The following is a 14,318-nucleotide window of genomic DNA, read 5'->3' as shown; positions in this document are numbered from 1 at the left end:
GGACAGAGAGCAGCCTGAACAGTAACTGGCCCGGCATGACGTTTTATGCATAACGGCCGCTACGTGATACAGGTGCGTAAAGCTGGAATTCAGAACAGCCTGTAACCCAAAAACCATGACCTTAAACGGACCCTAACCACGCGCAAGGAGAACACATGCGTTTCCCATTTCTGTCTATTCTATTGCCCCTGGCCTGGTTACTGACGGTTTTGCCTGCAGCATCTGCGGGTGAAGCATCAACGGTCAGGGTAGCGCATCTGCAGGGAACCACGACGCTGCCGCAGCATCCTCAACGCGTGGTGATCCTTAATCCGTCCACGCTGGATATTGCCGATGCATTAGGCATCACACCGGCGGGCGTCCCGCAAGCCGGTTTTACCTATCCGGCGCATCTGGCTAAATATAATGGTCAGAGCTATTTCAATGCCGGAACGCTGTTTGAGCCCGCCTATGAAACCTTAAGCGCCGCCGCACCGGAGGCGATCTTTGCCGGTGGCAGAGCCCTGGCAGCCTACAACAAACTCAGCGGTATCGCCCCCACCCTTTCTCTGGATATTGATCCGCATGATTTCATGCAAAGCCTGACGCAGCGCACAACGCGACTGGGGGAGATCTTTGGCAAACAGGCGCAGGCAGCAGCCGTTTTAACCGCATTTAATGCGCAGATTGCAGACCTTCGCCCCCTCGCCGCCCGGTCGGGGAGCGCCATGATGTTGATGGTTAACGGCGGCAAACTCAGCGCCTATACGCCGCACTCCCGCTTTGGTTTTGTGTTTGATGTGCTGCAGTTCAAGCCTGCTCTCTCTCTGCCCAGCGCCAGCAAACATGGCAATGCCATTTCACCCGAGTTGATCATGCAGGCGAATCCCGACTGGCTGTTCGTTCTGGACCGTGACAGCGCCATTGGCAGTAAAGAAGGCCTGTCGGCCCGTCAGGTTCTGGATAATCCGCTGGTGCGCCGCACCACCGCATGGAAAAAGCAACAGATTATCTGGCTGGATTCCGCCTCGCTGTATATTGCCGGCGGGATCCAGAGCTACAGCCTCATGATGAGCCAGATCAAACAACAACTGCTCGCTGCCGGAGAGCAGCCTGAATGAAATACGGGGCTTATCTCATCGGCCTGGGGCTGCTGTCTGCGCTAATCATGCTGAGCCTGGTCACGGGCGTGAGCCGTGTGTCATTAATCGACCTGTGGCACGATGCCGAAATGCGGGAAATTCTGTTTGTCAGCCGCTTTCCACGTACCGTCGCGCTGGTGCTGGCCGGCAGCGCGATGAGCGTGGCGGGCCAGATCATGCAGATGCTGACGCAGAACCGCTTTGTTGAACCCTCTGTGGTGGGTACCACCCAGTCCGCAAGCCTGGGGCTTCTGCTGGTGATGGTCTGGTATCCGGCGGCGCCCGTTATTGTCAAAATGTGCATCGCCTCCCTGTTTGCGCTGGCCGGAACGGTGCTGTTTATGCTGCTCATTCAGCGCATCCGGCAGAAAAGCGCGTTTATTGTGCCGCTGGCTGGCATCATGCTGGGCGCCGTTTTCAGCTCGGTAACGACATTTTTGGGGATGCAGTTTGATATCCTGCAGTCGCTGGGCAGTTGGGAATCCGGCGACTTTTCGAGTGTGATGCAGGGCCGCTATGAGCTGATCTGGATTGTCGGACTGATTACCCTGCTGGCGGCCTTGATTGCCGATCGCTTCACGGTGGCCGGTCTGGGCCAGGACTTCTCGGTTAACGTCGGGCTGAACTATCGCCAGATCCAGTTAACGGGGATGGCGATGATCGCCATTGTCAGCGGCGTGGTGATCGTTGTCGTCGGTGTCCTGCCTTTCCTGGGGTTGGTTGTGCCGAATATTGTCAGCATGATTTTCGGCGATAACCTGCGCCGCACCGTGCCCTGGGTCGCGATGACAGGTGCCATACTGGTTTTGAGCTGCGATATCCTGGGGCGGCTGATTATTTATCCCTTTGAAGTCCCGGTCAGTGCTTTACTCGGCGTACTGGGCGCGGCGGTTTTTCTGGTGCTGATTATCAGAGGAAGGCGCTATGGCAACTGATCTGTCACCGCTGTCCCGATCCCTGAAAAACGTTTCCTCGCCCGTCTGGCGAATCAGCCTGTTAGCCCTGCTTGCGGTTATTGTTTCCCTTGTCTTTATGACCCTGCATCTGCAGGGAAACATCAGCTACGTGTTGAAACATCGAGGGCAGATTTTATTCACCATCGTGCTGGTCGCCTTTGCATCGGGCATCAGTACGCTGCTTTTTCAAACCATCACGCAAAACCGCATTTTGTCGCCCTCGGTCATGGGCCTTGAGTCGCTTTTTGTGTTTATCCAAACCCTGCTGGTGTTTTTTGTTCAGCTTTCGCAACTGAGCCAGGTGGGAAGTATGGTGCCGTTTCTTGGCGAAACGGCACTGTTGATGATCTTTGCCACGCTGCTCTATCGCTGGCTATTTAACCGCAGTGGACTGGATCTTCACCGGGTACTGTTAACGGGCCTGGTGTTTGGCACCCTCTTTCGCAGCCTTTCGGGTCTGATGCAGCGTTTGCTCTCCCCTGGCGAATTCGCCGTGCTGCAAAGCCGGATGTTTGCCACTTTTACCCATGCTGACCCGATGGTGCTGGCCCTTTCGGCCGTGCTGATTACTGTAATTACGATCATCGTCTGGCGCATACGGCACCGCCTGGACGTTATTGCGTTAGGGCGCAATAGCGCGACGGCGCTTGGTGTCCCTTTTCAGCGTTATGTCACCGGCCTGTTGCTGTTGGTTTCGCTCCTGGTGGCAATTTCAACTGCGCTGGTCGGGCCGATGACATTTCTGGGACTATTGGTGGTCAATCTTGCCTGGCCCGTGGTGGGATCGTGGCGTCATCGCTACCTGCTACCGGGAACGGTGCTGATTGGCATCATCATGCTGACGGGCGGACAGTTAATCCTGGAGCAGGTGTTTAACATGGCGGGAACGCTGTCCGTCATTATTGAATTTTTAGGCGGTGGACTGTTTATTTACCTGATTCTGAAAAAGGTGGCGACGTGATTGAAGTTGTGAATGTGAATAAGGTTTACGGCCCGTTATCTGTCCTTAAAAACATCAACGAAACCCTGCCTTCATCGGGCATTACCTCAATCATCGGGCCCAATGGGGCAGGCAAATCAACCCTACTGTCGGTGATTAGCCGCCTGTTGCAGCCCGACAGCGGTGAGGTCAGAATCGATTCGCTCATCGTCAATGAAGCGCACAGTGAGAAGCTGGCGCAAATTATGTCGGTGCTGCGACAGGAAAATCAGGTCACCAGCCGGCTCTCGGTGTACGATCTGGTGAGTTTTGGTCGCTATCCCTATTCCAAAGGGCGCATCACGGAAAATGATAAGCATCATATCCATCAGGCACTCTATTTTCTGGATTTGCTCCCGCTTGCTGAACGTTATCTTGACGAGCTCTCAGGAGGCCAGCGACAGCGCGCTTTTGTCGCGATGGTGCTGTGTCAAAATACAAAATACGTGCTGCTGGATGAGCCACTGAATAATCTGGATATGAAACACAGCGTGACCATGATGAAGCAGCTTCGGCGAGCCGCTGACGAGCTGGGAAAATCCATCATTCTGGTTATCCATGATATTAACTTCGCCTCGACGTATTCAGACCATATTATTGCCATGAAAAACGGTGCGGTTTTTTTTCGCGGTACGCCGGCTGATATGATGAAACCCGATCTTATTGAGCGCCTTTTTGACATACCTGTCGTGGTTGAAAACGTGGCGGGACAGCACATTGCGGTCTACTACCGTTAGCCTTGCGCACCGGGCGAAACGCCGGGGGTTATGCCGTCGGCGCTTTCAGTCAACCTGCAGGCCAAGGCGCGCATGTAGAGCCTGTGGCTGTATTCATGCACGCGTTCAGCAACAGGTTTTTTACGCGTTGTGTGCGTAAACAACATCACAGAACGCTTTTCTCGCGCCGAGTTGAGCGGAAAGTCTGGCTGCGGACTCTCGCATCAGTTCACCCAATCCCGTCTCTTTGCGATCCAGCGTTAACCGTGATGACGGGCCGGTTAACGCGAGGGCAGCCGTTAATTTATCCCCTTCACCAAACACCGGAATGGCAAAGGCGGCAGTATGGGGATCGCGCGCGCCCGAGGTATAGAGTGGTAAATCCGGTGCCTCATCAAACAAGGTTTCGCCCATTCCCCAGTGACGCAGCACCTGGCTAATCGCCGAGTTATCCAGCGGATACAGCGAGCCCGGCAGTCGTGTATGTCGTAACCCATCGGATGATTCGGCACGAAAGACACAAAGACGCTGGCCGCTATCAATCACATACCAGCTGGCACTTTCCCTGGTGGCTGAGGCCAGCGTTTGCAGTTCGGGCTGAACCACGCTGGCCAGATGAAACGACTGTTCATAGAGCTTGCCCAGGTAAAGCAGCCTTGGCCCCAGGGTATAAATGCCGTTATCCCTTCTGACTACGTAACTCATGCGTTCCAGCGAATTCATCAGTCGATATACGGTGGTTTTGTGGTAGCCCGAAAGCTGCGACAGCGTCGTCAGGGACAGGCTTTCTTCGCCTGGCTTAAAACAATCCAGCAAGGCCAGCGCCTTCTCTACCGCAATAACGCCTTCGTTTCCCATTTCGCTTCTCCTGATTTTTGCTGGCACCGAGTGTACCCGAAACTGTGAGTCACATCTTGTTTACATCACAAACAAACTCGCAACACTGGCGTCGGGGTCAGTGTCACCGATATAGTTATTTCATTATGTACAACAGAGTTTTACCCAGTAAAACAATCAACCTGTGAGGTGACCCATGTCCGCCAACGAAAAACCGATGATCAACCGTGACGTTACGCGAGTCAGCAGTGATTATGTCAGACGTGCCGCTGAATTTCAGGCCGCGATTATTGCGGATGTCGCGGGCAGACGTGGCACATTGCATGGCCGCGTCAAACCGCTGGGCGCACATATGAAAGTGGCCGGGCCGGCGGTGACGGTGGAAGTGCGTCCGGGTGATAACCTGGCGATCCATGCTGCGCTGGCTGTGGCCAAACCCGGCGATGTCATTGTCGTAGATGGCAAGGGCGATATCAGCTGCGCGCTGTTAGGCGAGATCATGGCAACCCAGGCCGAAGCATCCGGCATTGCCGGGATTATCATCGATGGTGCGGTCAGGGATGCGGACGCACTGAGCACGCATACTTATCCCGTTTTCTCGGCCGGGCTCAATCCCTGCGGCCCAACGAAGTTCATTCCTGGTCGCGTGAATTACCCGGTTTCCGTCGCGGGTGCCACGATTAGCGCAGGCGATCTGGTGGTGGGTGACATTGATGGCGTGGTGGTGGTGCCACGCGATGAAGTAGAAGTGGTATTGGAGCTGGCGGCAAAAAAACTGGATATGGAAACCCGGCGTATTGCGGCGATCAAAGCCGGTGACAAAAGACCGGGCTGGTTGAACGGTGCCCTGCGTGCAGCGGGCATGTTAGCGGAAGGGGAGGAACTGTGATGCGCAAAAAAAACACCGTTATCATTACCGGGGCAGATATCGCTCCCGCCGCGCTCGCGATGCTGCAGGATTATGAGGTGGTCTTTGCCGGCACTAAGCCGTCAGAAGACGATCTGGTTGCGCTTTGTGAGCGGCACAATCCGGTCGGGATTGTGGTGCGCTATGGAAAAATTAACGCCCGCATCATGGATGCAGCGCCTGCCCTGCGCGTGATCTCCAAGCATGGCAGCGGCATTGACGTTATCGATCAAACGGCGGCGGCCGAACGAAACATCAGCGTCCAGTCTGCGCCCGGTGCCAATGCGGCAGCGGTGGCAGAACATACCTGGGCGATGATTCTGGCCTGCACCAAATCCCTGCTCCCGCTGGATCGCCGAATGCGTGACGGCCACTGGGATAAATCCACCCACAAGTCGCTTGAACTTGAAGGCCGGACGCTTGGTCTGGTGGGGCTGGGCGCGATTGGCGGTCGGGTAGCCGAGATTGGCCGCGTGTTCGGCATGCAGGTTATCGCTTACGATCCCTGGGCGAAAACGCTGCCCACGGGCTGCGAGCAGGTGGACGACTTAGCCACGCTGTATGCGCGCGCAGATATTGTGTCGCTGCACTGCCCGCTGACCGCACAAAACAGCAAGATGATCAATGACCTGGCGCTGGCACAGTTTAAATCCGGCGCCGTTCTGGTCAATACCGCGCGCGGTGGACTGATTGATGATGATGCCCTGATTCGTGCCCTTAACAGCGGCAGACTCAGCGGCGCGGCGCTGGACAGCTTCACCGTTGAGCCGCTGACTGCGCCGCACATCTGGCAAACGGTAGAAAACGTCATTATTACGCCGCACATCGGCGGCGTGAGTGATAATTCTTACGTGAAAATGGGCACGGCCTCCGTGACCAATCTGCTTAAGGTATTAGCGCAAAGGGAAGCCACCGTATGATGTGCCTGACCACACCGGAGGTCAGGCAGACATCGGTTTTTACCCGGTTACCCGACCGCTTCCGCGTACCTGACCATCACAATGCCTGGGCCACCGCGAATCGCGGCGGCCAGCTTACCGACTCTTTTCTTGAAGGGCCGGTCTGGCATCCCTCGGGCTGTCTTTACCTGACCGACATTCCCTATGGCCGCATATTCCGCGTTGATATGGCAGGCAACTGGGAACTTGTCGTGCAGTACGAAGGCGAGCCCAATGGCATGAAACTGACCGATCCCGATACGCTGCTTATCACGGATTATCGTCACGGGTTAATGAAGCTCTGCCTCAAGACACACGCGATCACGCCGTGGCTGTCGCGCCGTAACAGCGAGAGTTTTCGTGGCGTGAACGATTTAACGCCCGACAGCCGGGGGAACCTCTATTTCACCGATCAGGGGCAAACCGGGCTGCACGATCCCACAGGCCGGGTTTACCGCCTCAGCCAGGACGGACGGCTGGATATTCTGCTGGATAACTGCCCAAGCCCAAACGGGCTGGTGCTCTCGCCAGACGAAAAAGTGCTGTATGTCGCGATGACGCGCGGCAATGCGATCTGGCGCGTGCCGCTTCAGCGCGATGGTTCCGTCAGCAAGGTCAGTCAGTATTTTACCTCGCACGGTCCCAGCGGTCCCGATGGATTAGCCATGAACGCGCACGGCGAGCTGCTGATTGCCAATCCTGGCCTGGGCCGCGTCTGGCTGCTGAACGATCTGGCTGAGCCCGCAGAAATGCTCACCAGCCCCGTCGGACGCTCCACCACCAATCTCTGTTTTGGTGGCGAAAATTTACAGCAGCTGTTTATTACCGAATCGGTCAGCGGCAGCATTCTTACCTGTTCAATGAAAACACCAGGCCATCCACTGCCCTTCCTGTCCACCGATTTTCTCTGAGAACAACACTGCGTTTTCTGAACGCAGCGGAGGCAACCATGAATCTGCATTCTGTAAGCACTGGCTCACCTGTTGAGCCAGCAGCCGTGTCTGCATCCCATGAAGACATGAATCAAACGGATTTTGAACAAAGCGAACGGGCGGCGGCTAAAGCGTTCCGCCGTATCCTGCCTTTTATTTTCATCTGCTACGTGGTCAGTTATCTGGATCGCACCAATGTCAGCTTCGCTGCACTGGGCATGAACGCCGATCTGGGCATTACGGCTGAGCAGTTCGGGTTTGGTGCCGGGATGTTTTTTATCGGCTATTTCCTGTTTGAGGTGCCCAGTAACCTGATTATGCAAAAAGTGGGGGCTCGTATCTGGATCGCCCGCATCATGATCTCATGGGGCATCATCTCCATGGCGACCGCCTTCGTTACCGGGCCGGTCAGCTTTGCCTTTGCCCGTTTCTGCCTGGGCGTGGCTGAAGCAGGCTTTACACCAGGTATTTATCTGTTCTTCACCTACTGGTTTCCCGGAAGCTGGCGCGCAAAAATCACGGCGGCATTTTTAGTCGGCATCCCCGTGGCGAATATCATTGGGGCGCCCTTATCCGGCATGTTGATGCAAATTACCGGGCATGAGCATATCCGTAACTGGCAATGGTTGCTGCTGCTGGAAGGGTTTCCGGCCGTTATCCTCGGCGTCCTGTGCCTGTTCTTCCTCAACGATCGCCCGGCAAAGGCCAACTGGCTGAGCGAGGCGGAAAAAAAGTTGCTGAGCCGACGACTGGCAAACGAGCAACAGCAAATTGAAAAAGCGCACGGTGCCAGCCTGCGTGATGCACTGCGCAATCCCCTGCTTTACCTGCTGGCTTTTATTAATTTTTGCGGCATTGTCGGTTCTATTGGCGTGGGCCTGTGGATGCCGCAGATCATCAAGCAGATTGGCGTGAGCCATACCGCCACGGGTTTTCTGACCGCGCTACCTTATGTTTGTGGTGCCTTCAGCATGCTGTTCTGGGCGCAGCGGGCCAATGCCTCCGGCCACCGCATTCGCTGGATCAGCGCTGCGCTGGTTATCGCCGCCATCGCGCTGGCCTGCAGCGCCGTCGTGAATGAGCCGGTGGTGAAGATGCTTGCGCTGTGTTTTACCGTCAGCGGCATTCTGGCTTTTCAGGCGTCATTCTGGGCACTGCCTTCGGGTTTTCTCACAGGAAGCGCGGCCGCAGGCGGATTAGCCATGATTGTTTCTGTCGGCAATCTGGGGGGATTTGTCGGGCCTTCGCTTATTGGCTATGTGCGTCAGACAAGCGGGGGGTTTATGTGGGCGCTGCTGGCAGTTTCTGCCGTGTTGCTGATTGGCGCGTTTACCGTGGCGTTAATCAAAGATCCTTACCGCAAAGCATAGTCATCCCCCTCCCTGAGGCGCTGCGGCGCCTTTACCTTTCCTGTTAAGCCTTATTCCGCCATGTCATCGACGACAAAAAAAGCGCCCGCAGGCGCTTGACTGGTTTTTCAGATTGAACTCACTATTTGCTTGCCGGTGACAGGCTCTGTTCAACCTCGATTTTTGCGGCGCTTTTGCGGCCCATGATCAGCACTGCAATACCGCCGGCCGCGCAGAGTACTGCCAGTGGCACCATCGCCAGCGCATGGCTGCCGGTTTGCTCATTGATAATGCCGTAGACGTTGACCATCAGGCCACCACCAATCAAGTTCGCCATTGCGCCGATAGCCGCTAAGCCCGCCGCTGCGGTGGTAGAAGACATCCAGCCGGACGCCAGCGCCCAGAACGGGCCTTTCATGGAGTAAGCACCAATCAGAACCAGCGACAGAATCACCACGCTTCCCGCCAGCGACTGCGTAAGGAAGGCAGAGAGCAGCCCGCCCGCGATCAGGAAAAGCGTTAACGCGGTATGCCAGCGGCGTTCGCCCGTGCGGTCAGAGCTACGTCCCCAGACAATCATCAACACCGACGCCAGGCCATAAGGAATCGCGTTGACCAGCCCGGTGGTGAAGTTGTCGAGCCCAAACGACTTAAGCAACTGCGGCGACCAGACGCTGAGCGTTGAACCCGCAGCCGAAGCCCCTGCGTAAATCAGCGCCATCACCCAGATATGTTTGTGACGCAGGAGCCGCCACAACGAAATATGACCAATCACTTTACGTTTTGCGTTCTCTTCAGCCAGCGTGCTACTCAGCCAGTTACGCTGCTCTTCGGTTAACCAGGTCGCATTTTCAGGGCGATTGCTTAACAGGAAAAAGGCGGCAACGCCTAAAAGCACGGCCGGAATGCCTTCTAAAATAAACAGCCAGTGCCAGCCGCGTAACCCGAACCAGCCATCCAGCGAAAGTATTGCGCCCGAGATCGGTGAACCAATGAAGTTTGCCGCCGGAATGGCCACCATAAACGTCGCGATGACGCGGGCGCGGTACTTACCGGGGATCCAGTAGGTTAAATACAGGATAACGCCGGGGAAAAACCCTGCCTCGGCAGCACCCAGCAAGAAGCGCAGGAAATAGAGCATTTCAGCGCTTGAAACAAAGGCGGTGCAGACGGACACGATGCCCCAGGTCACCATAATGCGAGATATCCAAATCTTTGCGCCAATCTTTTGCATTGCTAAGTTGCTGGGTACTTCGAACAGAAAATAGCCGACAAAAAACAGACTGCTTGCCAGACCAAATACCGCTTTGGACAGGCCGAGATCCTTGTTCATTTGCAATGCCGCCATCCCGATGTTGCCCCGGTCAATGATAGCGATCAGATAGCAGACGATCAGGAAGGGGAGGATCCGTCTTATCACGCGTTTTACGGTCTGCTGTTCAATATCGGAGCTTAATGCGCCGTTCGGCATCTTTTCGGACATGGTGTTCCTCGCAGAATTGTCATGGTTTTACGCCTGGATACATCGCATGTTTTACTATGTAAAACCGTGGTGTACAAAGTACACTCATTATCTGGTCAAACTTTTTCCGCCGCAGGTAAATGTTATGAGGTTGTGTTATTTGTCACAAAAAGGTATCAGCATTAGCGGCGATATGTGACGCTGGAGGGGTTTTTACGTTTTGAAACGGGAGCGGGGTTAGGGAAATGCGACAGTCAAAATATCAGCAGAGACCGGCAAGGCTGGCTATTGAATTCCCACCCGCCCGCGGGATAAGGGTTGCCTCCAGTCCAGACGACCGAGAGGCGAGACGCGATTTCTGGCTGAGCCTCAAGCGCCTACGCAATGTCCGTGGCGGGCCCCAACACCAGAATGAACAGGGGGCGGCTATCCTCACGTAATGCTTCGTGAATGATCGCCTGAGCCCCCGCACTCACAGGCCGGGGTTTGTCGCTCAGCGCGTCAACTGCGCCCTGCCCTTATTCAACCAGCCTGTCTATCACCGCCTGCGCCTGCGCAAACAGTTGCTCGTAGTGTGACTGACGGTCATCAATCGTCTCCTCAACACCTAAGGTGTTATAGAGGAAATGGACCTCCACGTCAGCGTTCTCCAGGTAACCCGCTACGCCCATTGTGTAATCCGTGATGTTTTTCTCCCAGCCGTATTTAATAAAGCTTTGCTGAGAACCACCGACCAGTGCCAGCCAGCGTACTTTTTTATTTTTTAACGCGCTGTTGTCACCGTAGGCCAGACCGTAGTTCCATACGCGTTCCAGATAGCCTTTGAGCATGGCGGGATAGCTGTACCACCACAGTGGAAAGACAAAAATGATCGCATCACGATCGTCAAGCTCACTGAACAGACGATGCACCTCCGGAGAGTAGCGCTTAGCCGGATTATCCCACTCAGGTTCGTCCTCTTCCCGCATCACCGGATCAAAGCCACTGCGGTAGAGATCCAGCGTCTTAACATGTGCGCCCCGCTGCTCCGCCCGGTGGCACAGGCTTTCTACCATCTGTGCGGTGAGTGAATCGGCACGGGGATGTGACCAGACGATATACAGGTTTGTTGATTTCATCTTTCACCTCATCTTGTGTTGAGGCATTCACATTACGCTCGCCATATTAGTGTGTGAAACGTATGATTTGAGATGGGTTAATGAGAGATTTTCACCAATGAAACTGAACGTTTATGACTTTGCGACTTTTATCGCGGTTTCACGGCACAAAAGTTTTCGCGCGGCCGGTGACGAGCTTGGCCTGTCGCCCTCGGCGGTCAGCCACGCAATAAAGCAACTCGAGCAGCGGCTGAAAATCCGACTCTTCAATCGCACAACGCGCAGCGTTGCCCTGACAGAAGCCGGGGCAAATCTCTATGAGCGTTTGCGCCCGGCCTTTGATGAAATCACCGTGATACTCGATGAGGCTAACTGCTTTCGTCAGACGCCCATGGGCTCGTTAAAAATTAACTCATCGCGTCTTGCCTCACGCATGGTATTAATCCCACTGGTGGCAACATTCAGTCGGCTTTATCCGGATATCCGTGTGGAAATCACCACGGAAGACCGGCTGGTCGATATCGTGAAAGAGGGATTTGACGCGGGTATTCGCCTCAGCAGCAGGCTGGAAAAAGATATGATCGCGCTTCCCGTCGGGCCCAAAATCAGGTTGGTTGTGGTGGCTACCCCGGACTATTTCGCCCGCCATGCACCGCCTGAGCACCCGCGTGACATCGTTAATCATCAGTGCGTGATGTTCCGTCACGGCAGCGGTCGCATTTATCAATGGGAATTCAGCGGCCCGGAAGGCAGGCTTGAGATACTGCCGGCCGGTAATATCCTGCTGGACGATATGGACGCTCAACGTGATGCCGTGCTGTGCGGTGCCGGACTGGGCTACCTCTATCACGAACAAGTAAAAGATGAGCTGGCAGCTGGCCGTCTGGTTCCGGTACTGGAAGCGTGGTTACCAGAGCAGCCCAGCCTGCAGTTTTACTATCCTAATCGCCACTATATGTCATCGGCGTTGAGGGCATTTATTGACCACATCAAAGCCGCTTCACCAGCCGCGGCTAGCCGTTAAGATCGTACTCTTTTAACTTACGCAACAGGGTCGTCGGGCTGATGCCAAGGATGGCTGCCGCCCTGACCTTATCCCCTTGAGTTTGGGTGATGATACGCGTGATGAGGTGTTTTTCCTGCTTTTTAAGCAAATGTGTTTCACTCTCCGCAGGCTCAAAAAACGGGGATTGCTGGCTGGCAGAGCCAAAATCATCGGCAATCCGCGCGGCCCTGAGCAGTTCGTCTTTGTCCACAATATCGCTGTCGTGAAACACGGCCAGCCTGTAGATAACCGACTGTAATTCGCGGATGTTACCCGGCCAGCTGTGCCGCCTCAAGACATCCAGCGCATCCGGAGTAAACGCGATCTCTTTTCCCTGCTGATGCAGTAAATGCCGCGCCAGTAATTCAATATCCCCTTCGCGCTCAGCCAGTGCAGGCAGCCTGAGTTCCAGGATATTGATTCGGTAGTAAAGATCCTGGCGAAAAACGCCCGCCTGAACCAAAACATGCAGATCTTTATTGCTGGCGGTAATCAGCCGAAAGTCTGCCGCAATGAGCGCCTCTCCCCCCAGACGGACAAACTGCTTTTCCTGCAGGACACGCAGTAATTTAACCTGCACATTGAGCGGCGCTTCGCTGATCTCATCAATAAAAACCGTTCCCTTCATCGCCATTTCGAACACGCCGGGCTTGCCACCTTTCCGCGCATGAGTAAATGCCCCCTCAGCATAACCAAACAGCTCGCTTTCCAGGAGGTTTTCAGGAATGGCAGCACAGTTGATTGCGATAAAGGGGCCATGTTTTCGGATGCTGTGATGATGAATACTCTGCGCAAAGAGTTCTTTGCCGGTGCCGGTATCACCCAAAATATGAATGGGGGCATCATGACGCGCGCACAGCCTGGCTTTATCAATCGCGATGTTAATGCTGGCTGAATTACCAATAATGTCATCAAAAGCGTAGCGAGTATAAAAGCTTTGCTGTTTTATCTTTTTGTCTGCACTGTTTCGCCACTGGCTCTTCCCCTGAATAAACCCGGTAACAATGGAATAGCCATCCTGGCGCTTGGTGTAATGCTTTATTGAGGTACAGATTAAATCACCGTCGAGTTCTACGATCATTTCCTTTACGTCTGACTCATCGATAATTGAGCGATAAACCTCTTTGAAAGCGTCTTTGCGGTAAATTTTATCACCAGCATGACACTTAAAAAGGGTTTTCCCTCTGTTGTTAATGCTCACCACCTCCCCCATTTGGTCAATGCACATAATGCCTTCACGGGACTGATTCATCGCGGAATAGCTCATATCCAACTTCAGACTTTCCTGATGGATATATTTCAGCAAACTGAAGGCCTCGTTAATGGCTTGCTCAATTGAATTATTATCTGTGTCCCCCATCACAACATTGAGGTCATATTTCTTCGCCATCTCTGCAACCGTCAGACCGCCTATAACGACTTTGTAGTTATTTTCTGCAAGATTTTTCACAACACTTTCTATGTCATAGTGATTATAGACCTGACAGATTTTTAAATTTTCATTAGTCATGTTTTGGTAATGCTTGAGCGCGTTACAAAATTGGGGAAAACCTACCGCAGCAATTTTTTGCGTTTTATTTTTAGCCTGCTTAAGAATACGATAAATGCCATGAAAATCATGCGTTATCTCGATCACCGGAATGGTGACATTGCTACGTAGAAGCGCGGCAGTTCCGCCACGACTAATAATGATTTTCGTTCCAGACCGAATCATTTCATTCGCTTTATCTAATACTTCTGAATAGCCCGTTTCGTACACTGGCAGCTCAAGATGCTTTTCAATAAGAACATTTAAAATGCGTTGGGTAATGGTTTTTGAAACGGAGAAAATGACGATTTCATTAGACTTCATTGAAGATTCGCTTTTGTCGCTCGCTATTTCATCGAGTATAAGGATAACGATGAATGATATATTGACAGACGTCATTCCAGCTTGAGTAAAAAAGCCTTGTTATATTCAGGTCACAAGGCTTGAGAGG

General features: G+C 53.9%; 13 protein-coding genes. 9 read left to right on the top strand and 4 right to left on the bottom strand.

The features are described from left to right. Positions 1-155 precede the first annotated feature (155 nt). From GKC68_RS05905 to GKC68_RS05890, 4 genes are read left to right on the top strand one after another with little or no spacing between them, the layout of a single operon-like run. Positions 156-1,100, top strand: coding sequence for a siderophore ABC transporter substrate-binding protein (locus tag GKC68_RS05905; RefSeq protein ID WP_342656666.1), 945 nt, complete (start codon positions 156-158; stop codon positions 1,098-1,100). Beyond that, positions 1,097-2,056, top strand: a complete 960-nt coding sequence (locus GKC68_RS05900) for an iron chelate uptake ABC transporter family permease subunit (RefSeq protein ID WP_047713512.1) — start codon at positions 1,097-1,099, stop codon at positions 2,054-2,056. Before GKC68_RS05905 ends, GKC68_RS05900 begins: the two co-directional genes overlap by 4 nt. Next, positions 2,046-3,038, top strand: coding sequence for an iron chelate uptake ABC transporter family permease subunit (locus GKC68_RS05895; RefSeq protein WP_342656665.1), 993 nt, complete (start codon positions 2,046-2,048; stop codon positions 3,036-3,038). The genes GKC68_RS05900 and GKC68_RS05895 overlap by 11 nt, the downstream gene beginning before the upstream one ends. Further along, positions 3,035-3,793: an ATP-binding cassette domain-containing protein gene (locus GKC68_RS05890; protein ID WP_047713514.1), complete on the top strand. Its 759-nt coding sequence runs from the start codon at positions 3,035-3,037 to the stop codon at positions 3,791-3,793. The genes GKC68_RS05895 and GKC68_RS05890 overlap by 4 nt, the downstream gene beginning before the upstream one ends. A gap of 120 nt (positions 3,794-3,913) precedes the next feature. Here the strand turns inward: GKC68_RS05890 and GKC68_RS05885 are convergent, their stop codons facing one another. Next, complete coding sequence (locus tag GKC68_RS05885) at positions 3,914-4,630, bottom strand: IclR family transcriptional regulator (protein WP_028725260.1); 717 nt, start codon at positions 4,628-4,630, stop codon at positions 3,914-3,916. A 175-nt stretch (positions 4,631-4,805) separates the two neighbouring features. Here GKC68_RS05885 and GKC68_RS05880 point away from each other — a divergent pair, with 175 nt between their 5' ends. The 4 genes from GKC68_RS05880 to GKC68_RS05865 are packed head-to-tail and all read left to right on the top strand — an operon-like array spanning position 4,806 to position 8,756. Next, the gene (locus GKC68_RS05880) at positions 4,806-5,498 is read left to right on the top strand and encodes a diguanylate cyclase (protein WP_028725261.1); all 693 of its coding nucleotides are present in this window, start codon (positions 4,806-4,808) and stop codon (positions 5,496-5,498) included. Continuing rightward, entirely contained in the window at positions 5,498-6,436 is a 939-nt protein-coding gene (locus GKC68_RS05875) for a hydroxyacid dehydrogenase (protein ID WP_028725262.1), read from the top strand. The genes GKC68_RS05880 and GKC68_RS05875 overlap by 1 nt, the downstream gene beginning before the upstream one ends. Further along, on the top strand, positions 6,433-7,365 hold the full coding sequence (locus GKC68_RS05870; protein WP_221611590.1) for an SMP-30/gluconolactonase/LRE family protein: 933 nt from the start codon (positions 6,433-6,435) through the stop codon (positions 7,363-7,365). The genes GKC68_RS05875 and GKC68_RS05870 overlap by 4 nt, the downstream gene beginning before the upstream one ends. Before the next feature lie 38 nt (positions 7,366-7,403). Then, positions 7,404-8,756, top strand: coding sequence for an MFS transporter (locus GKC68_RS05865; RefSeq protein ID WP_028725264.1), 1,353 nt, complete (start codon positions 7,404-7,406; stop codon positions 8,754-8,756). 121 nt (positions 8,757-8,877) lie between these two features. Here the strand turns inward: GKC68_RS05865 and GKC68_RS05860 are convergent, their stop codons facing one another. Then, on the bottom strand, positions 8,878-10,218 hold the full coding sequence (locus GKC68_RS05860; RefSeq protein ID WP_028725265.1) for an MFS transporter: 1,341 nt from the start codon (positions 10,216-10,218) through the stop codon (positions 8,878-8,880). Between the two features lie 497 nt (positions 10,219-10,715). Beyond that, entirely contained in the window at positions 10,716-11,315 is a 600-nt protein-coding gene (locus GKC68_RS05855; protein ID WP_342656664.1) for an NAD(P)H oxidoreductase, read from the bottom strand. 97 nt (positions 11,316-11,412) lie between these two features. Here GKC68_RS05855 and GKC68_RS05850 point away from each other — a divergent pair, with 97 nt between their 5' ends. After that, entirely contained in the window at positions 11,413-12,318 is a 906-nt protein-coding gene (locus GKC68_RS05850) for a LysR family transcriptional regulator (protein ID WP_028725267.1), read from the top strand. Here the strand turns inward: GKC68_RS05850 and GKC68_RS05845 are convergent. Beyond that, entirely contained in the window at positions 12,308-14,191 is a 1,884-nt protein-coding gene (locus GKC68_RS05845; RefSeq protein WP_342656663.1) for a sigma 54-interacting transcriptional regulator, read from the bottom strand. The genes GKC68_RS05850 and GKC68_RS05845 overlap by 11 nt on opposite strands. Between the last annotated feature and the right edge of the window lie 127 nt (positions 14,192-14,318).

It is taken from the genome of Pantoea sp. RSPAM1, from assembly GCF_038816185.1.
In the GTDB taxonomy this organism is placed as follows: Bacteria; Pseudomonadota; Gammaproteobacteria; order Enterobacterales; family Enterobacteriaceae; genus Pantoea; species Pantoea ananatis.
This window is presented reverse-complemented; position numbering and strand designations above follow the sequence as displayed.